Here is a 26,354-nt window from a genome sequence, read left to right as displayed (position 1 = left end):
TCAGTTCAGAAATTGTTGCAGCAAGTCGTTGAGGAACAGCTGGCCGCGTTCGGTCGCCGCCAGGCGTGACGGTTCGACCTGCAACAGGCCGCTTTGTTCGGCCTCGCGGCGGCCTTCGGCGAGGGTCTCCAGCGACAGGCCGGTGCGTTCCGGATATAGGCGCGATTCGACCCCGGCAGTCAGGCGCAGGGCGTTCATCAGGAACTCGAAGGGCATCTCGTCATTGCTCAGCGATTTCTCGCCAGCCTGAAAGCTCTTCGCCGGGTTCAAATAGTCCTTCGGCAGGCGGGTTTTCCATGTGCGCACGATGCGCCCGTCCGGGTGACTCAGCTTGCCATGGGCGCCGGCGCCGATGCCGATGAAGTCGCCAAAACTCCAGTAATTGAGGTTGTGCCGCGCTGGTCGCCCGGCCTGGGCGTACGCCGACACTTCGTATTGCGCGTAACCGTGCTCGGCCAGCAGCGCCTGGCCGGCTTCCTGAATGTCCCACAGCGTGTCGTCTTCCGGCAGCACTGGCGGCTGATTCCAGAACACCGTGTTCGGCTCCAGCGTCAGTTGATACCAGGAAATGTGCGTCGGCTTCAACGCGATGGCCTGGCGCAGATCGCTCAGGGCATCGTCCAGCGATTGATCGGGCAAACCGTGCATCAAGTCGAGGTTGAAGTTATCGAACCCGGCCTGCCGCGCCATGCCTGCGGCACGCACGGCTTCGTCACCGTTGTGAATGCGGCCGAGGGCTTCGAGTTTTTCCTGCTGGAAACTCTGGATACCGATCGACAGGCGATTGATCCCCAGCTTGCGATAAGCAACAAACTTCTCTTGCTCGAAAGTGCCAGGATTGGCCTCAAGGGTGATTTCGATGTCGGCGGCGAACGGGATGCGTTGTTCGACGCCCTGCAACAAACGGCCGAGGGCTTCGGCGCTGAACAGGCTCGGCGTCCCGCCACCGAAGAAAATCGAAGTCAGCTCACGGCCATACACCGCATGCAGATCCTGATCGAGATCGGCCAGCAGCGCGTCGACGTATTCCTGCTCCGGCAGCACCGGGCTGGCGGTGTGCGAGTTGAAATCGCAATAGGGGCATTTGCGCACACACCACGGGATGTGGATGTACAGCGCCAGGGGCGGCAGGGTTGGCAGCGGTGCCCGAGGCGAGGACGCGGCGCCGCCGATGATCAGCGACGACGCGGAAGAATCAGTGGTCATTTCAAGCCCAGACGCTGGCGCAGCAGATCCATTGCACGGGCGCGGTGGCTGATCTGGTTCTTGTCGGCCGGGCTCAGCTCGGCGCTGGAGCAGTCGCGCTCCGGCACCCAGAACAGTGGGTCATAACCGAAGCCGTGCTCGCCGCTGGCAGCGGTGAGGATGCGCCCGTGCCACAGGCCTTCGCAGAGGATCGGCAGCGGATCATCGGCGTGGCGCACCAGTGCCAGCACGCAGACGAACTGCGCGCCGCGCTCTGCTTGCGGCACGTCCTTCAGCGCATCGAGCAGTTTGGCGTTGTTCGCCGCATCGCCCTGGCCGTCGGCGTAACGCGCCGAATAGATGCCCGGTGCGCCGCCGAGGAAGTCCACTGCCAGCCCGGAATCGTCGGCCAGTGCCGGCAGCCCGGAAATGCGCGCGGCATTGCGGGCCTTGAGGATCGCGTTCTCGACGAACGACAGGCCGGTTTCTTCCGGCTCGACCTTGCTCCATTCGCCAATCGAGCGCAGTTGCACCGAGTCGCCGAGCATGGCCTGGAGTTCTTTGAGTTTGCCGGCGTTATGGCTGGCCAGTACGAGCTGCTTGATGTTCATCATTCGCCGGGAAAGAGTTCTTGGTTGAAATTGATGGTGTTGATCTTGTCGCCGTTCTGCACCTTGATTTCAAAGGTGCGGGTTTCCTGCTGCGGCACCGGGTACTGGGCGATGTAGTAGATCGCGCCCTGTTCGGTGACCTGGCGGAATTTCAGCGCCACGCTGTTGCTGGTCAGGTCCTTGATCGTGCCGGTGACGCTGGCGATCACCGGTTTGCCGTCCTTGACCACCGAGACGTTGATCACGCCCTGGTTCTTGCTGCGGATCAGCTCGGCAGCCTTGGCGATGTCCGGTTGCAGGAACGTCGAGTTGAAAGTGTTGTAGTGCACCGTGATGTCGCCGAAGGTTTCCTTGCGTTCACCTTTGATGACGTCCGCCGCCATGGCGCTGGCGCTCAGGCAGGCGGTGAGTAACAGCAACGCTAGACGACTCATGTTCGTGCTCCTTCGAATGCCCAGGCTCAGACCGCGACTCGGTGGTCCGCCAACTGCGGACTGCTGACGCGGTAGATACCGATTTCACCTAACAGATTAGGCCATAGCTTACTGGCCCACCCGTGCCGGTGCTGTTGATCCACGGCAAGCCGATCAATGACCTTCGCATAACGTTCGCGGCACAGTTCTTCGAAATCCTCGAAGGTGCAGAAGTGGATGTTCGGCGTGTTGTACCAGGTGTAGGGCAGGAATTCCGAGACCGGCATGCGGCCCTTGCTCGCCAGATACCAGCGGCAGCGCCAGTGGCCGAAGTTGGGGAAGGTGATGATGCACTGCCGGCCGACCCGGAGCATTTCGTCGAGGATCTTGTCCGGGTAATGCACCGCTTGCAGGGCCTGGGTCATGACGACGATGTCGAAACTGTTGCTGGCAAAATTGCCCAGGCCTTTGTCCAGATCCTGCTCGATGACGTTGATGCCCTTGGCCACGCACTCGGCGATGTTGTCGGCGTCGTTTTCCAGGCCATAACCGGTGACATTCTTGTTGTCGCGCAGCCAGGTCAGCAGCTCGCCGTCACCGCAACCGAGGTCGAGGACGCGGCTGCCGGCGGGGATCCATTCCTGGATGATTTCCAGATCAGCTCTCATGGCTTTCTCACAACGAAATGCGGTTCATGTAATTGCCGAACGCCTGCAAGTAACGCGGGATCGGAATCAGAAAGGCGTCGTGGCCCTGCGGTGCGTCAATTTCCAGATAACTGACGTCCTTGCGCGCGGCCATCAGCGCATCCACCAGTTCTCGCGAACGCGCAGGAGAAAAGCGCCAGTCGGTGGTGAACGACATCACGCAGAACTTGGCCGTGGCGTTTTCGAAGGTTTTCGCCAGATCATCGTCGAAGTTCGCCGCCGGATCGAAGTAGTCCAGCGCTTTGGTCATCAACAGATAAGTGTTGGCATCGAAGCGCCCGGAGAACTCTTCGCCCTGATAACGCAGGTAGCTTTCGACCTGGAACTCGACACTGTGGAAGTCGTAGTTGAGCTTTTCGCTCTTCAGGCCACGGCCGAATTTCTCACCCATTGAATCATCGGACAGATAGGTGATGTGCCCGACCATGCGCGCGAGCATCAGCCCGCGCTTGGGGATCACGCCCGCTTCCTGGAACGAACCACCGTGGAATTCCGGATCGGTGAGGATCGCCTGGCGCGCGACTTCGTTGAAGGCGATGTTCTGCGCCGACAATTTAGGCGCCGAGGCGATCGCCAGGCAGTGACGTACGCGATCCGGGTAGGTGATGGTCCATTGCAGGGCCTGCATGCCGCCGAGGCTGCCGCCGATCACCGCTGCCCACTGGCGGATGCCGAGCAGGTCAGCCAGACGCGCCTGGCTGTGCACCCAGTCTTCCACGGTGAGCACCGGGAAGTCGGCGCCGAACGGCTTGCCGGTCTCCGGGTTGATACTGCTCGGGCCGGTGGAGCCGTTGCAGCCGCCGAGGTTGTTCAGGCTGACCACGAAGAACTTGTTGGTGTCGATCGGCTTGCCGGGACCGATGCAGCTGTCCCACCAACCGGGCTTGCGGTCGTCGACGCTGTGATAGCCGGCAGCATGGTGGTGGCCGGACAAGGCGTGGCAGATCAGCACGGCGTTGCTCGCCTGGGCGTTCAGCGTGCCGTAGGTTTCGTAGATGAGGTCATAGGCGGCCAGCGAACGCCCACAGGCCAGCGCCAGCGGTTCGCTGAAATGCGCGGTTTGCGGCGTTACCAGACCAACAGAATCGGCGGGAAAGGCAGTTGGCATCGACCCTGCTCTCGTTGAAATGAGGCGTAAGTCTAAAGACCGGGGGGGTTAGCGGCAAGCAACGATCAGGTCCGGCGTTTTCGCTTCGAATCGAGGTGCAGCCATTCGCGAGCAGGCTCGCTCCCACAGTTGAAATGCATTCCAATGTGGGAGCGAGCCTGCTCGCGAAAAAGGCGACTCGGTCAGTCAGACCGAACGCACTCGGTTACATCAGCAAACGCAGAATCTCCGGCATCATCGTCATCGCCGCCAGATTGTTGATCACCAGCATGTCGATCAATTTCAGTGCAAGGAAGGCGAAGATCGGCGACAGGTCCAAGCCGCCGAGGTTCGGCAGGAAACGACGGAACGGTGCCAGCGCCGGCTCACAGATCTGGTTGACCAATTCGGCGCCCGGATTGTGGCTACCCGGTGCAACCCACGACAGGATCACGCTGATGATCAGGGCGAAGAAGAAGATCTTCAGGAACAGCGCGGTGACGCCGATCAGCGACCAGATCACCAGTTGCAGCGGGTTTCCGGTGGTGCCGTAGGTCAGCAGCAGGGTCAGCGCCATCAGCAGCAGTTGCACCAGAATCGCCAGCACCAGCGACGACATGTCGAGGCCGAACAGGCTCGGGATGATCCGGCGCAAAGGCTTGAGCAGCGGCTGGGTGGCCTTGACTACGAACTGGCACAGCGGGTTGTAGAAGTTCGCCCGCACCAGTTGCAGGACGAAGCGCAGCAGCACGATCAGCAGGTACAGGCTGCCGAGGGTTTGCAGCACGTAAACCGCTGCGGTGTTCAATCCGATCATGTAAGGCTCCTTATTTGCCCAGTTGTTCGGCCATTTCGGCCGAGCGGTGCGCGGCGGCGCCGAGTGCGGTTTCAACCAGCGCTTCGAAGCCGCCAGCCTGGAATGATTTGATCGCCGCTTCCGTGGTGCCATTTGGCGAGGTCACGCGGCGACGCAGTTCGGCGGCGTCGACATCGCTAGACACTGCCATGTGCGCGGCGCCCAAGGCGGTCTGCACGGTCAGTTGCTCCGCGATTGCTTTCGGCAGGCCCAGTTTGACGCCGGCGGCGGTCATCGCTTCGATCAGCAGGAAAAAATACGCCGGGCCGGAGCCGGACACTGCGGTGACTGCGTCCAGTTGCTGTTCTTCTTCCAGCCACAGGGCGATGCCGACGGCGGACAGCAGCTCTTCGGCTTGCTGGCGCTGCTCGGCGCTCACTTCGCTGGTCGCGTACAGACCGCTGACACCCTGACGCAGCAGCGCTGGAGTATTGGGCATGCAGCGCACGATCGGCTGTTCGCCGAGCCACGCGGTCATGCTCGCGCAGGTGATGCCAGCGGCGATCGACACCACCAGTTGATTAGGCTTGAGGCTCGGGCGGATTGCCTCGCACACGGCTTTCATCGCCTGTGGCTTGACCGCCAGGACGATGACATCGACGCCGTCGATGGCCTGGGCGTTGTCAGCGAATGTTTCGATGCCGTGTTCGGCGCTGACCTTGGCACGGGTGTCTTCGCCCGGATCGCTGGCGCGGATCTGCGCCGCTTCCAGACCTTTGGCGCGCAAGCCGCCAATCAGACTGGCCGCCATGTTGCCCGCACCGATAAACGCAATACGTGTGTTGCTCATGTGTGGTCCTTATCTGGAAACGTTCAAGACTGGGAATAATCTCTGGCGCCAAACAGCGCGGTACCGATCCGCACCCAGGTGGCACCTTGGGCGATGGCCGACTCGAGGTCGTGGCTCATGCCCATGGACAGTGTGTCGAGCGGCAGAGCGAGGCTCGCCTGCAGTGCCTGTACGGCGGCGAAGGCAGCGTCCTGTTCGGCGCGCTCCTCGGTCGGCTCGGGAATCGCCATCAGGCCACGCAATTTCAGCCGGGGCAAAGCGCTGATAGCCTTGGCCAGCGCTGGCAGATCGGTTGGCGTGCAACCGGATTTGCTCGCTTCGCCGCTGACATTGACCTGGATGCAGATGTTCAGTGGTGGCAGTTCGGCCGGGCGCTGCTCGGACAGGCGTTGGGCAATTTTCAGGCGATCCACGGAGTGCACCCAGTCGAAATGCTCGGCAATCGCGCGAGTCTTGTTCGATTGAATGGGGCCGATGAAGTGCCAGATCAAGGGCAGGTCGGCCAGCTCCAGCTGTTTGCCCAAGGCTTCCTGCAAGTAGTTTTCGCCGAAGTCGCGCAGGCCCGCCGCATAGGCTTCCCGCAGGGCCTGGGCGGGTTTGGTTTTGCTCACGGCGAGTAGCTGGACGCTGTTTTCAGTTCGTCCGGCAGCGGCTGTCGCGGCCTGAATGCGTGAACTAACGAGGGCGATGTTGTCTGCTATCGTGGACATCAAGAGGCGCCGGCGGTCTGTAGGTTCGCGGCATTCTACTGGAATTGAGGGACGCTATGGATATCACTGAACTGCTGGCCTTCAGCGCCAAACAGGGCGCTTCCGACCTGCACCTGTCGGCCGGCCTGCCGCCGATGATTCGCGTCGATGGCGACGTGCGACGGATCAATCTGCCGGCGCTGGATCACAAGCAAGTGCACGATCTGATCTACGACATCATGAACGACACCCAGCGCATCGAATTCGAGAAAAATCTGGAAACGGATTTTTCCTTCGATGTACCCGGCGTGGCGCGCTTTCGGGTCAACGCCTTTAACCAGAATCGTGGTGCCGGCGCGGTGTTCCGCACCATTCCGTCGAAAGTGCTGAGCATGGAAGACCTCGCCATGGGCGATGTTTTCCGCAAGATCACCGATGCGCCGCGCGGGCTGGTCCTGGTCACCGGGCCGACCGGCTCCGGCAAGTCGACCACGCTGGCGGCGATGATCGATTACCTCAACACCCATCGCCATCACCACATTCTCACCATCGAAGACCCCATCGAGTTCGTCCATGAATCGCGCAAATGCCTGATCAATCAGCGCGAAGTTCATCGCGATACCCGCAGCTTCGCCACCGCACTGCGCTCGGCCCTGCGTGAAGACCCGGACGTGATTCTGGTTGGCGAGATGCGTGATCTGGAAACCATTCGCCTGGCGCTGACCGCCGCCGAGACCGGGCATCTGGTATTCGGCACCCTGCACACGACCTCGGCGGCGAAGACCATCGACCGCGTGGTCGACGTGTTTCCCGGCGACGAGAAGTCGATGGTCCGTTCGATGCTGTCGGAGTCGTTGCTGGCGGTGGTGTCGCAGACGTTGATCAAGAAGATCGGCGGCGGGCGGGTGGCGGCGCATGAAATCATGCTCGGGACGTCGGCGATTCGTAACCTCATTCGCGAGGACAAGGTGGCGCAGATGTATTCAGCGATTCAGACCGGTGGGTCGTTGGGGATGCAGACACTCGATATGTGCCTGAAGGATCTGGTGACCAAGGGCTTGATCAGCCGGGAGCATGCTCGCGAGAAAGCGCGTACGCCGGATAATTTTTAACCACCAAAAGCAAAAGATCGCAGCCTTCGGCAGCTCCTACAGGGAAACGCTGATCCCAATGTAGGAGCTGCCGAAGGCTGCGATCTTTTGATATTTAACGCTGCACTACACGCAGCTGCTGTTGCTCTTTCGGCAATACGCGCTTGGCCACGACGTAATGCTTTTCCCAGTACGGCTTGTTCAGCGTGTCGATGCTCACCGCTTTGCCACGGCGCGGGGCGTGGATGAAGCGGTCGTTGCCCAGGTAGATGGCAACGTGGTTGACCCGACGGCTCTTGATGTTGAAGAAAATCAGATCGCCCGGCTTCAGATCCTTGCGCTCGACTTTCTCGCCGTGACCGCTGGCCATGGCGTTGGAGGTGCGTGGCAGGTCGAACGTAGCGTCGTTGAACGCATATTTCACCAGACCGCTGCAATCGAAGCCTTTACTTGGGCTGCTGCCGCCCCAACGATAAGGTGTACCGAGGACGTTTACCGCACGGCTCAGCACATTGCTGCTTTCCTTGCTCGCCATCGGTGGCACCAGCTTGCTGCGGCTCTTGCTGCTCAGCGTGGTGGTCTTGCTCTTGCTGCTTTTGCTCGATGGAGCCGAAGCATGGGATTTAGGGGTGAAGCCGTTGACGTTGGGAAGACGTTGCTCACGATTGGTGGCGTGGGCGGCCAGTGGCATTAATAGGCAAATAGTCAGCCATGTCTTGAAAAATGGTCGCATTAGGCGTGGCTCATAAGTGATAGCGCGCAACTTTATAACAGCTTTTTTTACCGTTCCGAGGCCGTTCATCGATTCATTCGGCTGGCTATGGAACCAAAAACGCTCAAAAAGTACGCAATTGTCCGACAGAAGTCAGGTTTTACAAGGGTTTCGCGCTAGCAACGGTAACATTTGCCATACGTCGGCCACCTGTAAAAAAGTCACAAAGAAATGAAGAATATTTATCTATCGAGTGCAATGAGGTCTTAATGAACAGCTATCAGCTCCCCCGCGTGAAAGAAAAAGACACTCACAGTAAAGTCATCGGCTACCTGCTGTGGATTTTCGGATTCACCGGCGCGCACCGCTTTTATTACGGCAAGCCGGTGACCGGGACGATCTGGTTCTTCACCTTCGGTTTGCTGGGGATTGGCTGGCTGATCGACCTGTTTCTGATCCCGGCGATGGATCGCGAGGCCGACCTGCGCTTTGCCGCCGGGCCGATCGAGTACAACGTCGCGTGGATTCTGCTGACTTTCCTCGGTGTGTTCGGCGTGCACCGGATGTATCAGGGCAAATGGATCAGCGGCCTGCTGTATCTGCTGACCGGCGGGTTGTTCTTTATTGGCGTGCTGTATGACTTCTGGACCCTGAACGATCAGGTGTCGGTGCGCAACGCGCAGAATCGCGGCGCCTTCCAGTAAGTAGTGGCGAGGGGATTTATCCCCGTTGGGCCGCGAAGCGGTCCTGAATCCGAGAACGCGGTGGATTTGTTCCACCGCGTGCAATGGCTTCGCGACTGCTACGCAGCCGAACGGGGATAAATCCCCTCGCCACAATCTCCCTCAGCAGCAAGTCATGCCTGGTGGGTGATCCGCCCATCCACCAGCGTGTAGCGCACCACACCCGGCAGACTGTGCCCGATGAACGGGCAGTTCTCGCCCTTCGACAGCCAGTGTTCACCGGCCACCGTCGAAGACTTCGGATCGAACAGCACGATATCCGCCGCACCGCCCACCGCCAGTTTGCCCGCCGGCAGGCGCAGCGCTCCAGCCGGGCCTGCGCTCAGACGTGCCAGCAGCGTCGGCAAGTCGAGCAAACCATCCTCGACCAGCGTCATCGCCAGTGGCAGCAGCAGTTCAACACTGCTGATGCCCGGCTCGGTCGCGCCGAACGGTGCCAGTTTGGCGTCGCGCTCGTGGGGCTGGTGATGGCTGGAAATGGCCGAAACCACCCCGGACTTCACCGCTTCACGCAGGCCATCGCGGTCGGCACGGGTGCGCAGCGGTGGTTGCACGTGATAAAGGCTGTTGAAGTCGATCAGCGCTTCGTCAGTCAGGATCAGCTGATACAACGCAACATCCGCCGTTACCTTCAAGCCACGGGCCTGCGCCTGAGCAATCAGCGCCACACCCCGTGCACTGGTCAGCTGGCTGAAATGCGCACGCACGCCGGTCTGCTCGACCAGCAGCAGATCGCGAGCCAGCGCCACGGTTTCGGCGGTTTCCGGGATGCCCGGCAGGCCGAGGAAACTGGCGACCGCGCCTTCGTGGGCGAGACCGCCCTCGGCCAGATCGTGATCCTGCGAGTTGAAGATCACCGTCAGGTCGAAAGTCGCCGCGTATTCCAGCGCCCGGCACAGGGTGCGGCTGTTGCGGAAGCTCTCCAGACCGTTGCCGAACGCCACGCAACCGGCGTCGCGCAGCGCGACCAGTTCGGCCAGTTGTTCGCCGTCGAGGCCTTTGCTCAGCGCGCCAATCGGGAACACTTTGGTGTTGCCCGCCTCGCGGGCGCGGTCGAGGATCAGTTCGGCCACGGCGGATGTGTCGAGCACCGGTTTGGTCTTCGGCGGGCAGCACAGGCTGGTCACGCCACCGGCAGCGGCGGCGCGGGTTTCGCTGACGATCGAGCCTTTGCGGCTGTAGCCCGGCTCGCGCAGGGCAACGTTGAGGTCGACCAGGCCAGGCGCGGCGACCAGACCTTGGGCATCGATGGTTTCTACTGCGCTGAAACCGGCCGGTGCGGCGCCGAGGGCGACGATCTTGCAGGCTTCAACGTGGATGTCGGTGATTTGATCCAGACCGCTGCTGGGATCGATGACGCGTGCGCCGAGAATGCTGAGCTTCACTGGGCGTTCTCCTGCTCGAATTGACGTTGCGCAGTCTGCCCGCTCATGGCCATGGACAGCACAGCCATACGAATCGCGATGCCGTAGGTCACTTGATTGAGGATCACCGAGTGCGGGCCGTCGGCCACCGCCGATTCGATCTCCACGCCACGGTTGATCGGCCCCGGGTGCATGACGATGCAATCGGGTTTGGCTCCGGCCAGACGTGCGGTGGTCAGGCCGAACAGGCGATAGAACTCGCCTTCGCTGGGCAGCAGGCCGCCGGTCATGCGCTCACGTTGCAGACGCAGCATGATCACCACGTCGACGTCTTTCAGGCCTTCGGCCATGTCGGTGTAGACCTTGACGCCGTATTGCTCGATGCCGATCGGCAGCAGGGTTTTCGGCGCGATCACGCGGATGTCCGGGCAGCCGAGGGTTTTCAGCGCGAGCATGTTCGAGCGCGCCACCCGCGAATGCAGGATGTCGCCGACGATGGCGACCGAAAGGTTTTCGAAACCGCCCTTGTGCCGACGGATGGTGAGCATGTCGAGCATGCCCTGGGTCGGGTGCGCATGCCGGCCGTCGCCGCCGTTGATGATCGCCACCTGCGGGCAGACATGCTCGGCGATGAAGTGCGCCGCGCCCGAGTCGCCGTGGCGCACGACGAACATGTCGGCGGCCATCGCTTCAAGGTTGCGCAGGGTATCGAGCAGCGTTTCGCCCTTGCTCGCCGACGATGTCGACACGTTCAGGGTGATCACGTCTGCCGACAACCGTTGGGCCGCCAGTTCAAACGTGGTGCGGGTGCGCGTGGAGTTCTCGAAGAACACATTGCACACGGTCTTGCCGCGCAGCAACGGGACTTTCTTCACCGCCCGGGCGCCGACTTCAAGGAACGAGTCGGCAGTGTCGAGAATTTCCGTAAGCAACTCGCGGCGCAAACCGTCGAGCGAGAGGAAGTGGCGCAGCTGGCCCTGATCATTGAGCTGCAGCGGGCGCTTGGTATCTAGAGGCGTCATCGCGAGGGGGACTCTCAATAGGGCGGATTAAAGGGTGACGTCTTGCAGTTCGAGCGTCAGCGGCTCGGGGCCGGACAACTTGACCCGCTGGTTGCCGGCCAGGGTCAGGGTGGCGCCGACCACGTTCGGGCGGATCGGCAACTCGCCGGCGTCCAGGTCCAGCAGGCAGACCAGGGTGACGCTGGCCGGGCGGCCGTAATCGAACAGTTCATTCATGGCGGCGCGGATGGTCCGACCGCTCATCAGCACGTCGTCGATCAGCACCAGATGCTGGCCTTCGATCTCGAAGGGCAGGGCGGACGGGCGCACTTGCGGGTGCAGGCCGTTCTGGCTGAAGTCGTCGCGGTAGAAGGACACATCCAGCGTACCCAGTGGCGCATCGCTGGCCAGCTCCTTGAGCAGCGCCTGCGCGACCCAGATGCCGCCGGTGCGGATACCGATGTAACGCGGTTCGCTGATGTCACGCTGGGCAAGGTGCGCCTTGAGGCGGGTCGCCATCTGGCTGATCAGATCGGCGGGATTGGGCAGGCTCATGGTTGCTCCTTCGTGATTCCGCGCTGCGTCCTGCCGGACGAAGCTCGGTTTATAACCAAAAGAAAAGCGCCGAAGCGCTTGTCAGGATTCAAACAATGCAGTGTTTTCATCGAGCCAGCCCTGCAGCAGCAGGGCAGCGGCGATGGCGTCCACCGGGTTGTCGCGGTAACTGCCTTTCTGCCCGCCACGCACCAGTCGCTCGCCCTTGGCTTCGAAAGTGGTCAGGCGTTCGTCATGGGTATAGAAGGGCAGGTTGTAGCGGCCGTTGAGGCGGCGGGCGAATTTCTCCGCGCGTACGCACATCTCACTGGGCGTGCCGTCCATGTTCAGCGGCAGGCCGACCACCACGGCGTCGGGTTTCCATTCTTTTATCAGCGCTTCGACCTGATCCCAGTTCGGCACGCCGTTCTGCGCTTTGAGGGTGCACAGCTCGCGGGCCTGGCCGGTGATGACCTGGCCGACCGCGACGCCGATCTGTTTGGTGCCGTAGTCGAAGCCGAGAATCAGGCGCAGGGCCATCAGGCGTGACCCGCCTGGCTGGTGAGCAGATTCAGGTCGATGCCCAAGTGCCGCGCTGCCGCTTCCAGACGCAATTCGCTGCGAGTGTTGAAGAGGATGTCGGCATTGAACGGGCAGGTCAGCCACGCGTTGTCGGCCAGTTCGGCTTCCAGTTGCCCGGCTTCCCAACCGGCGTAACCGAGGGTGATCAGGCTCTGCGCGGGGCCGACGCCGTCAGCGATGGCGAACAGCACGTCCTGCGAAGTCGACAGGGCCAGGTCGCCGTCCAGCTGCGCCGTGGCCTGGAACGTCTGGCCCGCCGGGTGCAGGACGAAACCGCGATCGGTCTGCACCGGCCCGCCGATGAAGATCGGCACATCCTGGCAACGCGCCGGCGGCTCGATGTCCGGGCGCAGCTGTTCGAGGATGTCGGCCAGGTTCAAATCTTGCGGCCTGTTGACCACCAGCCCCATCGCGCCATTGGCCGTGTGCTCGACGATGTAGGTCAAGGTGTGGGCAAAGTTCGGGTCGGCCATGTGTGGCATGGCGATCAGGAAGTGATGCTTGAGGTAGCTGGGGCTGACGTTTTTCATGAGCGCTAGTGTGGCGTTCGAGGGGCGAACTGACAAGCTGGAGATGTAAGCAACACACCGATCCAAGGTGGGAGCGAGCCTGCTCGCGAATGCGATGGACCAGTCACATTAATATTGAATGACACACCGCATTCGCGAGCAGGCTCGCTCCCACAGGGTTTGCAGGGTCTTTAATTGCTGGAGAGCTTGTCGCCCCGGGCAAATTTCCAAGTGCGGATGATTTCCAGGCGGTCGATGTCCGACAGATCGCCGGTAAACGGTGCAAACGGCGCGGCCAGGCGGACGATGCGCTGCGCCGCCTGATCGAGCAGCGGCTGGCCGGAGGATTCGAGCACCAGCACTTCATACAGCGAGCCGTCGCGGTTGATCGAGACCATCAGGCGCAAATTGCCGTAGATCTGCTTGCGCCGTGCTTCTTCGGGGTAGTTGAGGTTGCCGATGCGTTCGACCTTCTTGCGCCAGTCGTCCTTGTACCAGGCGCCCTTGTCGCGCATGGTCGAGGCCGCGCTCAAGCGGTGGATGCGCGGGCGCTTGGCGTACAGCTGTTGTTCCTTGGCCAGCTCTGCTTCGAGGCTGGCGATGTCGCTGGACAACTGCGAGCTGTCGAACACCGGCGCGTCGACGGTCGGTTTGACTTCGGTTTTGCTTTCTTCTTTCTTGGTCGGCGCCTTTTTCGGCTTCGGCGCGACAGTGGTCACCGCTGCCTTCGGTGCGGCTTCCTGCACCTCTGGCTTGGCTGCGGGCGGCGGGGTGACCTTTTTGACCTGATTGTCCTGGAACGGCGCGACTTCGGTGGTCTTGGGCAGGGCCTTCTTGTCCAGCGTGCCGCTGCCTTCCTGGTTTTCCTGGGCGAGAAAATCCGCCTTTTCCGGCTTCTTCTCGGCCTTGAAGGTGGCCAGGGTTATTTCCAGGGTTTTACTGATCTGCTGCGGCTCGACCATGGTGAAGCCGACGCCCAGCAGCAGCGCCAAATGAATCAGCGCCGCCAGAAACAGGGTAAAACCGAGGCGATCGGCCGGGCGCACGCCACGATGGGCGAGTTCAGCGGGCAGATCGGACGGCAGAGTCATCGTAGAAAAACCAACATCGCATTTTTTGGGCTCGGCATGATAACGCAATGTTGGTTTTTAGCTGCAAGCGACGAGCTTCAAGCGACAAGCTGCATAGGGGCAGCTTCAAGCTTCAAGCTGACGCGGGCGGCTTCAAGCTTGAGGCTTGCGGCTCGAAGCTTGCAGCTGCTTTTCGATCGCATCCATGAGCATCCCGCCGATGTCGGTGCCGAACGCATTGTCGATTTCACGGATGCAGGTCGGGCTGGTGACATTGATTTCGGTCAGGTGCTCGCCGATCACGTCGAGGCCGACGAACAACAGGCCTTTCTCGCGCAGGGTCGGGCCGACCTGGGCGGCGATCCAGCGATCCTTCTCGGTCAGCGGACGCGCTTCGCCACGGCCACCGGCGGCGAGGTTGCCACGGGTTTCGCCCATGGCCGGGATCCGCGCCAGGCAGTAATCCACCGGCTCGCCATCGATCATCAGGATGCGCTTGTCGCCGTCGACGATCGCCGGCAGGTAGCCCTGAATCATGATCTGCTGCTTGCCGTGCAGGGTCAGGGTCTCGAGGATCACCGAGAGGTTCGGGTGGCCGGCGGTATGGCGGAAGATCGACGAACCGCCCATGCCGTCCAGCGGCTTGAGGATCACGTCACCGTGATGGTCGGCGAACTGACGCAATACGTCCGGGCGGCGGCTGACGATGGTCGGCGGCGTGCACTGCGGAAACAGCGTAGCGAACAGCTTTTCATTGCAGTCGCGCAGGCTCTGCGGCTTGTTCACCACCAGCACGCCAGCGGCTTCGGCCTGTTCCAGCAGATAAGTGGAATAGACGAATTCCATGTCGAACGGCGGATCCTTGCGCATCAGGATCACGTCCAGGTCGCTCAGCAGCTTGTCCTGCTCGGCGTCCAGTTCGAACCATTTGTCCGGGTTGGCGAAGACTTTCAGCGGGCTCATCCGCGCCCGCGCCTGGCCTTCGGCCTGATACAGGTCTTTCTGTTCCATGTAGAACAGTTCCCAGCCACGCTTCTGCGCGGCCAGCAGCATGGCCAGCGAGCTATCCTTTTTATAGGAGATGCTGGCGATAGGGTCCATGACAATCCCGACGCGAACGCTCATTGGGTTTTCCTCGAAATTTGGCTACCGGATCGGTATTGAAAAAGTGCCGCCAGAGTGGCGCCGGGCGGGTTTCGGGTCAAGGAAAAACCCGTCGATAGATTGCATCTGGAGACTGTGCTAAAAAGGCTGGCAGATCGCGCCGCCCCATGGGTTTCAAGGGTTTCAGGCCATTATTCACAGCAAAACGGACAATTTGATTCGCAAAGGCGACGGTAGAACCCTCTTATGGAACAGCAGTCCAGCGCCTTGAAGGTCATGGTGATCGACGACTCGAAAACGATTCGCCGCACCGCCGAAACATTGTTGAAGAATGTCGGTTGCGAAGTGATCACCGCCATCGACGGTTTCGATGCGCTGGCCAAGATTGCCGACCACCATCCCGGGATCATCTTTGTCGACATCATGATGCCGCGTCTGGACGGTTATCAGACCTGCGCCCTGATCAAGAACAACAGCGCCTTCAAGGCGACGCCGGTGATCATGCTGTCGTCCAGGGACGGTCTGTTCGACAAGGCCAAGGGGCGGATTGTCGGTTCTGATCAATTTCTGACCAAACCGTTCAGCAAAGAAGAACTGCTCAACGCGATCCAGGCCCATGTTCCGGGCTTCGCCGCCGTTTTGCCGCAGTAAGACACGCACAGTGACGCTCGGCCAGCGGGCCGGCAGTCGACCAGAAAAATGGGGAAGACCATGGCACGTATCCTGATCGTCGATGATTCGCCGACTGAAATGTACAAACTCACCGGCATGCTCGAAAAGCACGGCCATGAAGTGCTCAAGGCCGAGAACGGCGCCGACGGCGTGGCCCTGGCCCGTCAGGAAAAACCCGACGCGGTGCTGATGGACATCGTCATGCCCGGCCTCAACGGTTTTCAGGCGACCCGCCAGTTGACCAAGGATGCCGATACCGCGCACATCCCGGTGATCATCATCACCACCAAGGATCAGGAGACCGACAAAGTCTGGGGCACCCGCCAGGGCGCCAAGGATTACCTGACCAAACCGGTCGACGAAGACACCCTGATCAAGACCCTGAACAACGTCCTCAAAGGCTGATCGCGCGATCATGAACGAATCGCTGACCGCGTTCGAACTGCTCTGGCAGATCGACCAGCGCTGCCGCCTGCTGGCAGCGGACCTGCCGTCGCAAGCGGCGCGCCCGGATCGCTGGAGCGGCATCGGCTTTCGCCTCGGCGAGCATTGGTATGTGGCGCCGATGGGCGAAGTCAGCGAAGTTTTGCATGAACCGCGCTTCACCCAGTTGCCCGGGGTCAAGCCGTGGGTCAAGGGTGTGGCCAATCTGCGCGGGCGGCTGCTGCCGATCATGGATCTGTGCGGGTTCTTCGGCCATGAGCTGTCGCCGTTGCGCAAACAGCGGCGGGTATTGGTGGTGGAACATGAAGACGTGTTCGCCGGGGTGATGGTCGATGAAGTCATCGGCTTGCAGCATTTCGAACAGGGCAGTTTCGAGCCGCTGTCGATCAGCAAGCGCCAGGGCTCCAAGGCCGAATTCGTCAAAGGCTATTTCCGCCGCGAACAGAACTGGCGGGTGTTCAGCCTGTTCGCACTGGCCAAATCTCCGATGTTCATGGGTGTGGCGATATAACAGATTCAACACCGTCCCCTGTGGGAGCGAGCCTGCTCGCGAATGCGGTCTGCCCTTTACATTGATGCTGGCTGACCCACCGCCTTCGCGAGCAGGCTCGCTCCCACAAGAGGCCATGGCAGGTTTCATAGGCGAGGACCGATGACAAAAGCAAAAACAGGCAAGTCGGCGGAAGCATCGCGCAGTCGCGCACAGATCATCGTGCTGTTTATCGCACTGATCGTGTTCATCATGCTGCTGTTCGCCAACTTCGCGTACCTCAACACCCAGGCGAACTACGACAAGCAGTACATCGGCCACGCCGGTGAACTGCGGGTGCTTTCGCAACGCATTGCCAAGAACGCCACCGAAGCGGCGGCGGGCAAGGCGGCCGCGTTCAAACTGCTCAGTGATGCGCGCAACGATTTTGCCCAGCGCTGGGGTTACCTGAAAAAGGGTGACCCGAACACCGGCCTGCCACCGGCACCCGTCGCCGTGCGCCCGGAAATGCGCGCGGTGCAGATGGACTGGGAACGCCTGCTGAAAAACACCGACGCGATCCTCACCAGTGAACAGACCGTGCTGTCGCTGCATCAGGTCGCCGCGACGCTGGCCGAAACCGTGCCGCAGTTGCAGATCGAATACGAAAAAGTCGTGGAAATCCTCCTCCAGCGCGGCGCCCCAGCGGCGCAGGTAGCGATGGCGCAACGGCAATCGCTACTGGCTGAACGCATTCTTGGCGCAGTCAACACCGTGCTCGCCGGTGACGAAAACTCGCAGCAGGCCGCCGACGCGTTTGGGCGTGATGCCGCGCGTTTCGGTCTGGTGCTCAACGGCATGTTGCAGGGCAACCCGGCGCTGAAAATCAGCCAGGTCGAAGACCGCGACGCCCGTGCGCGTTTGAGCGAAATCTCCGAGCTGTTCCAGTTCGTTTCCGGCTCGGTGGACGAAATCCTCGAAACCTCGCCAGAGCTGTTCAAGGTCCGCGAATCGGCGAGCAACATCTTCACCCTGTCGCAAACCCTGCTCGACGAAGCTTCGCACCTTGCTACAGGTTTCGAGCATCTGGCCGGCGGGCGCAACACCGACACCATCGGCGGCTATGTGCTGGGCTTGCTGGCGCTGGCCTCGATCATCCTCATCGGTCTGGTCATGGTCCGCGAAACCAATCGCCAATTGCGCGAGACCGCCGAGAAGAACGAGCGCAACCAGAACGCGATCATGCGCCTGCTCGACGAAATCGAAGACCTCGCCGATGGCGACCTCACCGTGACCGCCTCGGTGACCGAAGACTTCACCGGCACCATCGCCGACTCGATCAACTATTCCGTCGACCAATTGCGCGATCTGGTCGCCACCATCAACCTCACCGCCGGCCAGGTTGCCGCTGCGGTGCAGGAAACCCAGGCCACCGCCATGCACCTGGCCCAGGCCTCGGAGCAACAGGCGCAGCAGATTTCCGAAGCCTCGACAGCCATCAGCGACATGGCCGAGTCCATCGATCAGGTCTCGGCCAACGCTGCCGAATCGTCGGCGGTGGCCGAGCGTTCCGTGGAAATCGCCAACAAGGGCAACGAGGTGGTGCACAACACCATCCACGGCATGGACAACATCCGCGAACAGATTCAGGACACCGCCAAGCGCATCAAGCGCCTCGGCGAGTCGTCCCAGGAAATCGGCGACATCGTCAGCCTGATCGACGACATCGCCGACCAGACCAACATTCTCGCCCTCAACGCAGCGATCCAGGCATCGATGGCCGGGGATGCCGGGCGCGGTTTTGCCGTGGTCGCCGACGAAGTGCAGCGGCTGGCCGAACGTTCATCCGCCGCGACCCGGCAGATCGAAACCCTGGTGCGGGCGATTCAGGCCGACACCAACGAAGCGGTGATTTCCATGGAGCAGACCACCACCGAAGTGGTGCGCGGCGCGCGACTGGCGCAGGATGCCGGTGTGGCCCTGGAAGAAATCGAAGGCGTTTCCAAGACCCTTGCGGCGCTGATCCAGAGCATTTCCAACGCGGCGCAGCAGCAGACCTCTTCGGCCGGGCAAATCTCGCTGACGATGAATGTGATCCAGCAGATCACCTCGCAGACCTCGTCGGGGTCCACGGCCACCGCCGAGAGCATCGGCAACCTGGCGAAAATGGCCAGTCAGTTGCGTCGTTCGGTGTCCGGTTTCACCTTGCCGGCGGCGACAGATAAAGCGTGAGTGGAGTGGTTATGGGTGATCGGCACGACTACGTGGCCCTGGAATGGGTCAAGGGCGAAATTGCCGAAACGCTGAAGCTGGCGCATCAGGCGATCGAAGCCGTGCTCGACGATCCGCAGGCCTTCCCCGGGCTGGACGAATGCCTCGCCTACATTCATCAGGTCCACGGCAGTCTGCAAATGGTCGAGTTCTACGGCGCAGCGTTACTGGCCGAAGAAATGGAGCACTTGGTCGAAGCCCTGCAACATGATCGTGTACCGCACCGCGACGAAGCCCTGCACCTGATGCTGCAAGCCCTGGGGCAACTGCCGCTTTACCTCGATCGCGTGCAGAGCGCCCGCCGTGACTTGCCGTTGGTGGTGTTGCCACTGATCAACGACCTGCGCAGCGCCCGTGGTGAAAGCCTGCTGGCGGAAACCAGCCTGTTCAGCCCGCCACTGCCCGAGCTGGCGCCGCTCGGCGACGCGGCACTCGCCGCCCTGGAACCGCCCGATCTGCCGAACGTGCTGCGCAAACTGCGGCAGATGCTGCAAATGGCTCTGGTCGGGCTGCTGCGCGAACAGGACGACCAGACGCACCTTGGCTATCTGGCCAAAGTCTTCAGCCGTCTCGAAGCGCTGAGCGGCGATGCGCCGTTGAGCCCTTTGTGGCAAATCGCCTCAGCATTGGTCGAGGGCATGCGCGAGGGCGTCATCGCCAACAGTCCGGCGCTGCGCAGCCTGTTCAAGGACGCCGACCAAGAGCTCAAGCGCCTGCTCGAGCAGGGCATCGTCGGGCTCAACCAGCCGGCGCCGGCCGAGCTGCTGAAAAGTCTGTTGTTCTATATTGCCAAAGCCGAACATCCCACCGGGCAGATGCTGACCATGAAAGATCGCTACTCCCTGGACGACGCGTTGCCCGACAGCGCGATGGTCGATGAAGAACGCGCGCGCCTCGCCGGCCCCGACCGCGATGCCATGCGCTCGGTGCTGGCAGCGCTGTGCGAAGAGCTGGTGCGGGTCAAGGAGCGCCTCGATCTGTTCGTGCGCAGCGACCGCCAGCACGCCTCGGATCTGGACAGCCTGCTCGCGCCGCTGCGACAGATTGCCGACACCCTCGCGGTGCTGGGTTTCGGCCAGCCGCGCAAGGTCATCATCGACCAACTGGCGGTGGTGCTCAGCCTCGCTCAGGGCCAGCGCGAACCGAACGACGCCATTCTCATGGACGTCGCCGGGGCCTTGCTCTACGTCGAAGCGACGCTGGCCGGCATGGTCGGCACGGTGGAGACGCAAAGCGCCGACGACACGCGCCTGCCGACCACCGACCTGACGCAGATCCATCAGATCGTGATCAAGGAAGCGCGCATCTGCCTGCAACAGGCCAAGGACATGATCGTCGATTACATCGACGCCGATTGGGACCGCCAGCATCTGCAATCGCTGCCCGAGCTGCTGACACAGGTGCGCGGCGCGCTGGCGATGATTCCGCTGGCCCGCGCAGCGAGTCTGGTCGAGGCCTGCAACGGTTTCATTCGCGAGCATTTGATGCTCGATGCCCACGAACCGGGATGGGAGCAACTCGATCATCTGGCCGACGTGATCAGCAGCCTGGAGTATTACCTCGAACGCCTGGGCGATGATCCGCAGGCACCGGCCGAGCATTTGCTGGATGTAGCGCAGAACAGCCTCGCCAGCCTCGGCTTCTTCCCCAACGAGCAGCCCGGTGAACCGCAGGTGCCGGTGCTCGATGAGGTGCTCAGCCCCAGCGAAGCGCAGGTGATGCAGGATCTGCAAGCGCTCGACGACCCTGACGTCGTGCAGTCGCTGGCCGAAGTGCTCGCCAGCCCGGTGTCGGCGCTCAACCCGCCGGCGCGCAACAGCCCCGACAGCCTGATGCCGCCGCCGGCCGATGAAGAACCGGTAGACGATGAGCTGCGCGAAGTGTTCCTCGAAGAGACCGACGAAGTCCTCGCGGTCCTCCACGAATACCTGCCGCGCTGGACCGCCAATCCCCAGGACCGCGCCGCGCTGACCGAACTGCGCCGGGCCTTTCACACCTTGAAGGGCAGCGGGCGCATGGTCCGCGCGTTGGTTCTCGGCGAACTGGCCTGGGCGGTGGAAAACCTGCTCAACCGCGTGCTCGAACAAAGCGTCGAACCCGGCGCAGTGCTGCGCCAATTGCTCGGCGACACCGTGTTGCTGCTGCCCGAGCTGATCAACGAATTCGCCACCCAGCGTCAGCGCCAGCGCAACGATGTCGACCAACTCGCCGCACGCGCCCACGCGTTGGCCAAAGGCGATGAGCCGCTGGCTGCCGAAGACACCGACGACGTCGCCGCGCTCGATCCGCTGCTGCTGGAAATCTTCCGCAAAGAAGCCGAGACCCACCTCGCCAGCCTCAACCGTTTCCTCGATCAGGCCGCCGAACAGGTGCCGTTGCCGGCCAGCGACGAACTGCAACGGGCGCTGCACACGCTCAAGGGCAGTGCATCCATGGCCGGTGTCTTGCCGATGGCCGAACTGGCGGCTTCACTGGATCAACTGGCTCGCGAGTTCAAGGCGCACCAGTTGCCGCTGGATCTGGACGAGGTCGAACTGCTGCTCGAAGCCGAGGGCCTGTTCCGCGTCGGCCTGCGCCAGCTCAAACACGATCCGCTGGCGCCGATTGTAGGTGCGCAGTCGCTGATCAAACGCACCGAGGCGCTGCTCGCCGAGCGCCTGCAAGCCAGCTCCGATGGGGCTGACAGCGGCCTGCGCCTCAAGCGCGATCCGCAACTGATCAACAACTTCCTCGCCCAGGGCATGGACATCCTCCTCGACGCCGAAAACCTTTTGCAGCGCTGGCAGCAGCACCCCGGCGAGCGCCAGGAACTCAGCGCCTTGCTCGATGAGCTGACCACTCTGGGCGAAGGCGCGCATCTGGCCGATCTGCAGGCGGTCGATGGCCTCTGCGAAGCCTTGCTCGACCTGTATGGCGCGGTGGAAGAAAGCAGCCTGGCGGTCAGCGAGCGGTTTTTCCACGAAGCGCAACTGGCCCACGAAGCGCTGATCAACATGCTCGACGAACTCGCTGCCGGCCAGGAAATCACCGCGCAACCGGAGCGGATTCGGGCCTTGCAGGAACTGCTCGACGAAGGCCTCGACCCGGCGGCGATGGGCCTGATCCGCAGCGATGGCAGCCGCACCCTGGACATTCGCGAGCTGGGCAGCGCCACCGCGCAATTGCAGCAATCGGTTGCCGCCCTTGAGCCGGACGACGAAATTGTCGAAATCTTCCTCGAAGAGGCGGTGGACATTCTCGACAGCGCCGGGCAAGCCTTGCAGCGCTGGCTCAAGGACCCGGACAACGCTGCGCCACTGTCGTCATTGCAGCGCGACTTGCACACGCTGAAGGGCGGCGCGCGCATGGCCGAGGTCGAGGCCGTCGGCGACCTTGCCCAGGAACTGGAAAACCTCTACGAAGGACTGGTCGATCGGCGCTACAACCACAGCGCCGCGCTCGAAGGTTTGTTGCAGCGCAGTCATGAGCGGTTGGCGCTGATGCTGGAGCAACTGCAAGCGCATCAAGCGCTGACCCCGGCGCAAGATCTGATCGACGCGATCCGTCAGTTGCGTCAGGGCCAGGCCGCCAGCGAATCTGCCCCCGCAGCGCTCGAACACGACAACGCCGGGCATGATCCGGAGTTGCTGGAGATCTTCCTCGAAGAAGGTTTCGACATCATCGAAAGCTCCGGCGCCGCGTTGTTGCGCTGGCAGGCCGAGCCGGGCAACCGTCAGGAAATTGAAACCCTGCTGCGCGATCTGCACACCCTCAAGGGTGGCGCGCGGATGGTCGAAATCGGCCCGATCGGCGACCTCGCCCATGAGCTGGAATTTCTCTACGAAAGCCTTTCCACCGGTGCGCTGCAACCGTCCGCCGAACTGTTCGCGCTGGTGCAACGCGGGCATGACCGACTGGCGCAAATGCTCGATGGCGTGCGCGCCGGGCAACCGTGCCCGCCGGCCGATCGGCTGATCAGCGCGATCCAGAACTTCAGTCACCCGGTGCAGGTTGAAGCGCCGCTGGCGCCAGCTCCGGTGATCAAGCCTGAGGCCGCGCCGCCGAGCGCCGATGCTGGCGCGGACATGGTCAAGGTCTCGTCCGAGCTGCTTGATGAACTGGTCAACCTGGCCGGGGAAACCTCGATCTTTCGCGGGCGGATCGAGCAGCAGGTCAACGATGCGCAGATTGCTCTCAACGAGATGGAAACCACCATCGAGCGTATGCGCGATCAGTTGCGCCGCCTCGACACGGAAACCCAGGGGCGCATTCTCAGCCGTCAGCAAGTCGATGGCGAACGCCTCGGTTACGAAGATTTCGATCCGCTGGAAATGGATCGCCATTCACAGCTCCAGCAACTGTCGCGGGCGCTGTTCGAATCCGCCTCGGACCTGCTCGACCTCAAGGAAACCCTCGACCGCCGCAACCACGACGCGGAAAACCTGTTGCAGCAACAGGGGCGGATCAACACCGAATTGCAGGAAGGCCTGATGCGCACGCGCATGGTGCCGTTCGAACGCATGGTGCCGCGTCTCAAACGCATCGTGCGTCAGGTCGCCGAGGAGCTGGGCAAGGATGTCGCGTTCGTCGTCGGCAATGCCGATGGCGAGATGGATCGCAACGTGCTGGAGCGCATGGCCGCGCCGCTGGAACACATGCTGCGCAACGCCGTCGACCATGGCCTCGAATCCGCCGAGGTGCGGTTGGCGGCGGGCAAACCGGCGCAAGGGCAGATCACCCTCGATCTGTCGCGCGAGGGCGGCGACATGGTTTTCGACATCCGCGATGACGGCGCCGGGGTGCCGCTGGAAGCCGTGCGGCGCAAAGCGATCAAGCGCGGCTTGCTCGCCCCCGACGCCGAGATCAGCGACCGCGACGTGTTGCAGTTCATCCTTCAGCCGGGTTTCTCCACGGCGGAAAAGATCACCCAGATTTCCGGGCGCGGCGTCGGCATGGACGTGGTCCACGAAGAAGTGCGCCAACTCGGCGGCAGCATGAGCATCGATTCGGTGCCGGGGCAGGGCGTGCATTTCCGCATTCGCCTGCCGTTCACCGTGTCGGTCAACCGCGCGCTGATGGTGCAGTGCGCTGAGGATCAGTACGCGATCCCGCTGAACACCATCGAAGGCATCGTGCGCGTGTTACCGAATGATCTGGAAGGGCACTTCCGTCAGGATCCGCCGAGTTATCAATACGCCGGCCAGCGTTATGAACTGTGCTACCTGGGCGAGCTGTTGAAGACTGCGCCACGGCCAAAACTGCTCGGGCAGAACCTGCCGTTGCCGGTGCTGCTGGTGCATTGCAACGACCGCCATGTTGCGGTGCTGGTCGACGCCATGGCCGGCACTCGCGAGATCGTGGTCAAGAGCCTCGGCCCGCAATTCGCGGCGGTGCAGGGCGTGTCGGGGGCGACGATTCTCGGCGATGGCCGGGTGGTGCTCATTCTGGATCTGCTCGCACCGATCCGGGCGATGCAGGCGCGCCTGGCGCAGGAACCGAAGGCCACGGAGATCGACAGCGAACCGCACAAGCCGTTGCTGATTATGGTCGTCGATGACTCGGTGACGGTGCGTAAGGTCACCAGCCGTTTGCTCGAACGTCACGGCATGAACGTGCTGACCGCCAAGGACGGTGTCGATGCGATGCTGCTCCTCGAAGAACACATGCCCGACCTGATGCTGCTCGACATCGAAATGCCGCGCATGGACGGCTTCGAAGTCGCCACCCAGGTGCGCGCCGACGAACGCCTGCGCCACTTGCCGATCATCATGATCACCTCGCGCACCGGGCAGAAACACCGCGACCGCGCCATGGCCATCGGTGTCAACGACTACCTCGGCAAGCCGTATCAGGAATCGGTGTTGCTGGAGAGCATCGCCCAGTGGAGCAAGAAACATGCATGAGCACCGGCACAACCCGCGCACCAGCCAGCTCACCGGGCTGCTGCTGCCGCTGGCCGATCGCAACCTGATCCTGCCCAATGTCGCCATCGCCGAGCTGATCGACTACCAGGCCAGCGCCTTCGATCTCGACACGCCGCCGTGGTACCTGGGCCGGGTAACGTGGCGTGAGCGGCAGATTCCGCTGATCAGTTTCGAATCGGCCTGCGGGCAGAAAATCGTCATCGGCGAACGGGCGCGGATCGTCATTCTGAATGCGCTGGGCGGCTTGCCCGAGCTGAGATTTATCGCCCTGTTGGTGCAGGGGATTCCTCGGTCGTACAAGCTCGACAGTCAGTTGAGTTACGTGGATGTGCCGTTGTGCGCGCTGGAGCAGGCGGCGGTGCAGGTGGGCGAGCAGGTGGCGAAGGTGCCGGATCTTTTGGGGTTGGAGAGGTTGTTGGTGGAGGCTGGCCTGGCCCGCTGATCCAAGGCTTTCGCTGTTTTGGATGGCCTCTTCGCGAGCAGGCTCGCTCCCACAGTTGATCTTCAGTGAACACAAATTTTGAACACGACACAGATCCCCTGTGGGAGCGAGCCTGCTCGCGAAAGCGCCAGTCGCCACACCTTAATCCGACAGACAAATCATCAATCTCTGTGCGCAATAAATGACTTCTAGTCGCGTTGTTTAAAGACACCCGGTGTTACGGCTTCCTAGCCTACAAATCCTTGCGCCCCTGCCTACGCATGCACCAGAATCCGCCGGCTTGTGCGCCCAGGGCATGCTGCGTAACTTGGATCGGGTCACTGATTTCCAGTGATCGGGTTTAGTAGCCCGTGGTAATTCAGCTGGTCGTGCATTCATCACAGGTGTTCCGCATCTGAGCTTGATGGTGGCTGTACGTAGGGCGCTTCGGCGCGCCGGCTTAAGCTGAGTTCCCCGGTCTACTAACCTGCGTACAGTCGCCTCCCTTTCGTTTAGTAGCCAAGGGGTTGGCGCTCAACAACGGGAACACAGCTCATGTTCAAAGTAACGCCCAATCCGCCGACCAAAGACCCGGCATCCCCCTACGAATCCCCCGACTCCAGGAAATTCCACGAAGCCGCCGAGCGTGCCCTCGACCATTACCTCGGCCCGCCCGCCGCCGACTTCATGGCCCCGCCGTACACCCCCAACACGCTATACATGGCCAACCCCGAAGCCGACACCGAGTCCTTGCTGGCCGACGCCTGTGAAACCCTGGGTTCGGCGACGGTGATGCTGCACAACCACGCCGCTTCCGTGGAAGGTTCGCAGCGCAAGACCCTGCAGGGCATCGCGCAGATTGTCATGGTGGCGGAGATGGCGGTGAACCGCGTGCTGGACAAAATGGTGCCAACCGACTGAAAGCCCCTCACCCCAGCCCTCTCCCAGAGGGAGAGGGAGCCGACCGAGGTGTCTCGCGTCCTACATCGACCTGAATGACCGAGTCGATTATGGATTCACTACAACGGGTTCAGGTCAGAGTCATTCCCAAGCATCCCCCAATCAGTCCCCTCTCCCTCCGGGAGAGGGCTAGGGTGAGGGTAGCTTTTGAACGTTACGCTCAGCG

The 26,354-nt window shown here is 62.0% G+C and carries 25 protein-coding genes; 9 read left to right on the top strand and 16 right to left on the bottom strand.

Features of this window, described 5'->3' with window-relative positions; genetic code table 11:
• From hemW to PS14A_RS23735, 8 genes are all read right to left on the bottom strand, one after another.
• The gene (gene hemW, locus PS14A_RS23770; protein ID WP_136493113.1) at positions 1-1,206 is read right to left on the bottom strand and encodes a radical SAM family heme chaperone HemW; all 1,206 of its coding nucleotides are present in this window, start codon (positions 1,204-1,206) and stop codon (positions 1-3) included.
• Positions 1,203-1,799 carry an RdgB/HAM1 family non-canonical purine NTP pyrophosphatase gene (gene rdgB, locus PS14A_RS23765; protein ID WP_024014661.1) on the bottom strand — a complete coding sequence of 199 codons (597 nt, stop codon included), beginning with the start codon at positions 1,797-1,799 and terminating at the stop codon, positions 1,203-1,205. The genes hemW and rdgB overlap by 4 nt, the downstream gene beginning before the upstream one ends.
• Positions 1,796-2,230 (bottom strand): DUF4426 domain-containing protein, encoded by a 435-nt coding sequence (locus PS14A_RS23760; RefSeq protein ID WP_016772726.1) that lies wholly within the window; start codon positions 2,228-2,230, stop codon positions 1,796-1,798. Before PS14A_RS23760 ends, rdgB begins: the two co-directional genes overlap by 4 nt.
• A 26-nt stretch (positions 2,231-2,256) precedes the next feature.
• Positions 2,257-2,877, bottom strand: coding sequence for a methionine biosynthesis protein MetW (gene metW / locus PS14A_RS23755; RefSeq protein WP_212617356.1), 621 nt, complete (start codon positions 2,875-2,877; stop codon positions 2,257-2,259).
• A gap of 7 nt (positions 2,878-2,884) precedes the next feature.
• Positions 2,885-4,024 carry a homoserine O-acetyltransferase gene (locus tag PS14A_RS23750; RefSeq protein ID WP_212617355.1) on the bottom strand — a complete coding sequence of 380 codons (1,140 nt, stop codon included), beginning with the start codon at positions 4,022-4,024 and terminating at the stop codon, positions 2,885-2,887.
• A 205-nt stretch (positions 4,025-4,229) separates the two neighbouring features.
• On the bottom strand, positions 4,230-4,820 hold the full coding sequence (locus PS14A_RS23745) for a YggT family protein (RefSeq protein ID WP_016772729.1): 591 nt from the start codon (positions 4,818-4,820) through the stop codon (positions 4,230-4,232).
• Positions 4,821-4,830: 10 nt separating this feature from the next.
• Positions 4,831-5,649: a pyrroline-5-carboxylate reductase gene (proC, locus tag PS14A_RS23740; RefSeq protein ID WP_212617354.1), complete on the bottom strand. Its 819-nt coding sequence runs from the start codon at positions 5,647-5,649 to the stop codon at positions 4,831-4,833.
• 23 nt (positions 5,650-5,672) lie between these two features.
• Positions 5,673-6,359 carry a YggS family pyridoxal phosphate-dependent enzyme gene (locus PS14A_RS23735; RefSeq protein WP_212617353.1) on the bottom strand — a complete coding sequence of 229 codons (687 nt, stop codon included), beginning with the start codon at positions 6,357-6,359 and terminating at the stop codon, positions 5,673-5,675.
• Positions 6,360-6,415: 56 nt separating this feature from the next.
• Here PS14A_RS23735 and PS14A_RS23730 point away from each other — a divergent pair, with 56 nt between their 5' ends.
• A complete protein-coding gene (locus PS14A_RS23730; protein ID WP_016772732.1) occupies positions 6,416-7,450 on the top strand; it encodes a type IV pilus twitching motility protein PilT in 1,035 nt (344 codons plus the stop codon).
• Between the two features lie 94 nt (positions 7,451-7,544).
• On the opposite strand, the gene PS14A_RS23725 is transcribed toward PS14A_RS23730, so the two are convergent.
• A complete protein-coding gene (locus PS14A_RS23725) occupies positions 7,545-8,162 on the bottom strand; it encodes a C40 family peptidase (RefSeq protein WP_024014657.1) in 618 nt (205 codons plus the stop codon).
• Positions 8,163-8,410: 248 nt separating this feature from the next.
• Between PS14A_RS23725 and PS14A_RS23720 the strand changes: the two genes are divergently transcribed.
• Positions 8,411-8,845, top strand: coding sequence for a TM2 domain-containing protein (locus PS14A_RS23720; protein WP_016772734.1), 435 nt, complete (start codon positions 8,411-8,413; stop codon positions 8,843-8,845).
• A gap of 152 nt (positions 8,846-8,997) precedes the next feature.
• Here the strand turns inward: PS14A_RS23720 and PS14A_RS23715 are convergent, their stop codons facing one another.
• The 7 genes from PS14A_RS23715 to gshB all read right to left on the bottom strand — a co-directional run bounded on the left by PS14A_RS23715 (position 8,998) and on the right by gshB (position 15,069).
• A complete protein-coding gene (locus PS14A_RS23715; protein WP_130910560.1) occupies positions 8,998-10,269 on the bottom strand; it encodes a dihydroorotase in 1,272 nt (423 codons plus the stop codon).
• Complete coding sequence (locus PS14A_RS23710) at positions 10,266-11,270, bottom strand: aspartate carbamoyltransferase catalytic subunit (protein WP_016772736.1); 1,005 nt, start codon at positions 11,268-11,270, stop codon at positions 10,266-10,268. Before PS14A_RS23710 ends, PS14A_RS23715 begins: the two co-directional genes overlap by 4 nt.
• Before the next feature lie 27 nt (positions 11,271-11,297).
• Positions 11,298-11,804, bottom strand: coding sequence for a bifunctional pyr operon transcriptional regulator/uracil phosphoribosyltransferase PyrR (gene pyrR, locus PS14A_RS23705; RefSeq protein WP_024014655.1), 507 nt, complete (start codon positions 11,802-11,804; stop codon positions 11,298-11,300).
• 81 nt (positions 11,805-11,885) lie between these two features.
• Positions 11,886-12,323, bottom strand: coding sequence for a Holliday junction resolvase RuvX (gene ruvX / locus PS14A_RS23700; RefSeq protein WP_016772738.1), 438 nt, complete (start codon positions 12,321-12,323; stop codon positions 11,886-11,888).
• Positions 12,323-12,895, bottom strand: a complete 573-nt coding sequence (locus PS14A_RS23695) for a YqgE/AlgH family protein (protein WP_016772739.1) — start codon at positions 12,893-12,895, stop codon at positions 12,323-12,325. Before PS14A_RS23695 ends, ruvX begins: the two co-directional genes overlap by 1 nt.
• A 170-nt stretch (positions 12,896-13,065) precedes the next feature.
• On the bottom strand, positions 13,066-13,965 hold the full coding sequence (locus PS14A_RS23690) for an energy transducer TonB (RefSeq protein ID WP_212617352.1): 900 nt from the start codon (positions 13,963-13,965) through the stop codon (positions 13,066-13,068).
• A 132-nt stretch (positions 13,966-14,097) separates the two neighbouring features.
• A complete protein-coding gene (gshB, locus tag PS14A_RS23685; RefSeq protein WP_042606571.1) occupies positions 14,098-15,069 on the bottom strand; it encodes a glutathione synthase in 972 nt (323 codons plus the stop codon).
• Between the two features lie 225 nt (positions 15,070-15,294).
• On the opposite strand from gshB, the gene pilG reads away from it, so the two are divergent.
• The 7 genes from pilG to PS14A_RS23650 all read left to right on the top strand — a co-directional run bounded on the left by pilG (position 15,295) and on the right by PS14A_RS23650 (position 26,149).
• Complete coding sequence (gene pilG / locus PS14A_RS23680) at positions 15,295-15,699, top strand: twitching motility response regulator PilG (RefSeq protein ID WP_016772743.1); 405 nt, start codon at positions 15,295-15,297, stop codon at positions 15,697-15,699.
• A gap of 60 nt (positions 15,700-15,759) precedes the next feature.
• Complete coding sequence (pilH, locus tag PS14A_RS23675; RefSeq protein ID WP_039757553.1) at positions 15,760-16,125, top strand: twitching motility response regulator PilH; 366 nt, start codon at positions 15,760-15,762, stop codon at positions 16,123-16,125.
• 10 nt (positions 16,126-16,135) lie between these two features.
• On the top strand, positions 16,136-16,675 hold the full coding sequence (locus PS14A_RS23670; RefSeq protein WP_212617351.1) for a chemotaxis protein CheW: 540 nt from the start codon (positions 16,136-16,138) through the stop codon (positions 16,673-16,675).
• 141 nt (positions 16,676-16,816) lie between these two features.
• The gene (locus PS14A_RS23665) at positions 16,817-18,865 is read left to right on the top strand and encodes a methyl-accepting chemotaxis protein (protein ID WP_016772746.1); all 2,049 of its coding nucleotides are present in this window, start codon (positions 16,817-16,819) and stop codon (positions 18,863-18,865) included.
• A gap of 11 nt (positions 18,866-18,876) precedes the next feature.
• Entirely contained in the window at positions 18,877-24,786 is a 5,910-nt protein-coding gene (locus PS14A_RS23660) for an Hpt domain-containing protein (protein WP_212617350.1), read from the top strand.
• Entirely contained in the window at positions 24,779-25,249 is a 471-nt protein-coding gene (locus tag PS14A_RS23655) for a chemotaxis protein CheW (protein WP_212617349.1), read from the top strand. Before PS14A_RS23660 ends, PS14A_RS23655 begins: the two co-directional genes overlap by 8 nt.
• A 534-nt stretch (positions 25,250-25,783) precedes the next feature.
• Positions 25,784-26,149: a hypothetical protein gene (locus tag PS14A_RS23650; RefSeq protein WP_212617348.1), complete on the top strand. Its 366-nt coding sequence runs from the start codon at positions 25,784-25,786 to the stop codon at positions 26,147-26,149.
• Positions 26,150-26,354: the final 205 nt, after the last annotated feature.

Source organism: Pseudomonas sp. 14A (assembly GCF_018132745.1).
Classification (GTDB): Bacteria; Pseudomonadota; Gammaproteobacteria; order Pseudomonadales; family Pseudomonadaceae; genus Aquipseudomonas; species Aquipseudomonas mercuritolerans.
The sequence above is the reverse complement of the archived record's forward strand: the minus strand, read 5'-3'. Positions and strand labels throughout refer to the sequence as shown.

Excerpts from the sequence above, each read along its gene's own strand:
- gshB (WP_042606571.1), bottom strand. The coding sequence starts at position 15,069 with ATGAGCGTTCGCGTCGGGATTGTCATGGACCCTATCGCCAGCATCTCC.
- PS14A_RS23735 (WP_212617353.1), bottom strand. The coding sequence starts at position 6,359 with ATGTCCACGATAGCAGACAACATCGCCCTCGTTAGTTCACGCATTCAG.
- PS14A_RS23650 (WP_212617348.1), top strand. The coding sequence starts at position 25,784 with ATGTTCAAAGTAACGCCCAATCCGCCGACCAAAGACCCGGCATCCCCC.
- pilG (WP_016772743.1), top strand. The coding sequence starts at position 15,295 with ATGGAACAGCAGTCCAGCGCCTTGAAGGTCATGGTGATCGACGACTCG.
- PS14A_RS23750 (WP_212617355.1), bottom strand. The coding sequence starts at position 4,024 with ATGCCAACTGCCTTTCCCGCCGATTCTGTTGGTCTGGTAACGCCGCAA.
- pyrR (WP_024014655.1), bottom strand. The coding sequence starts at position 11,804 with ATGAGCCTGCCCAATCCCGCCGATCTGATCAGCCAGATGGCGACCCGC.
- ruvX (WP_016772738.1), bottom strand. The coding sequence starts at position 12,323 with ATGGCCCTGCGCCTGATTCTCGGCTTCGACTACGGCACCAAACAGATC.
- pilH (WP_039757553.1), top strand. The coding sequence starts at position 15,760 with ATGGCACGTATCCTGATCGTCGATGATTCGCCGACTGAAATGTACAAA.
- PS14A_RS23655 (WP_212617349.1), top strand. The coding sequence starts at position 24,779 with ATGCATGAGCACCGGCACAACCCGCGCACCAGCCAGCTCACCGGGCTG.
- PS14A_RS23695 (WP_016772739.1), bottom strand. The coding sequence starts at position 12,895 with ATGAAAAACGTCAGCCCCAGCTACCTCAAGCATCACTTCCTGATCGCC.
- PS14A_RS23710 (WP_016772736.1), bottom strand. The coding sequence starts at position 11,270 with ATGACGCCTCTAGATACCAAGCGCCCGCTGCAGCTCAATGATCAGGGC.
- PS14A_RS23760 (WP_016772726.1), bottom strand. The coding sequence starts at position 2,230 with ATGAGTCGTCTAGCGTTGCTGTTACTCACCGCCTGCCTGAGCGCCAGC.
- rdgB (WP_024014661.1), bottom strand. The coding sequence starts at position 1,799 with ATGATGAACATCAAGCAGCTCGTACTGGCCAGCCATAACGCCGGCAAA.
- PS14A_RS23660 (WP_212617350.1), top strand. The coding sequence starts at position 18,877 with ATGGGTGATCGGCACGACTACGTGGCCCTGGAATGGGTCAAGGGCGAA.
- PS14A_RS23730 (WP_016772732.1), top strand. The coding sequence starts at position 6,416 with ATGGATATCACTGAACTGCTGGCCTTCAGCGCCAAACAGGGCGCTTCC.
- PS14A_RS23725 (WP_024014657.1), bottom strand. The coding sequence starts at position 8,162 with ATGCGACCATTTTTCAAGACATGGCTGACTATTTGCCTATTAATGCCA.
- PS14A_RS23720 (WP_016772734.1), top strand. The coding sequence starts at position 8,411 with ATGAACAGCTATCAGCTCCCCCGCGTGAAAGAAAAAGACACTCACAGT.
- PS14A_RS23745 (WP_016772729.1), bottom strand. The coding sequence starts at position 4,820 with ATGATCGGATTGAACACCGCAGCGGTTTACGTGCTGCAAACCCTCGGC.
- hemW (WP_136493113.1), bottom strand. The coding sequence starts at position 1,206 with ATGACCACTGATTCTTCCGCGTCGTCGCTGATCATCGGCGGCGCCGCG.
- proC (WP_212617354.1), bottom strand. The coding sequence starts at position 5,649 with ATGAGCAACACACGTATTGCGTTTATCGGTGCGGGCAACATGGCGGCC.
- PS14A_RS23665 (WP_016772746.1), top strand. The coding sequence starts at position 16,817 with ATGACAAAAGCAAAAACAGGCAAGTCGGCGGAAGCATCGCGCAGTCGC.
- PS14A_RS23670 (WP_212617351.1), top strand. The coding sequence starts at position 16,136 with ATGAACGAATCGCTGACCGCGTTCGAACTGCTCTGGCAGATCGACCAG.
- PS14A_RS23690 (WP_212617352.1), bottom strand. The coding sequence starts at position 13,965 with ATGACTCTGCCGTCCGATCTGCCCGCTGAACTCGCCCATCGTGGCGTG.
- metW (WP_212617356.1), bottom strand. The coding sequence starts at position 2,877 with ATGAGAGCTGATCTGGAAATCATCCAGGAATGGATCCCCGCCGGCAGC.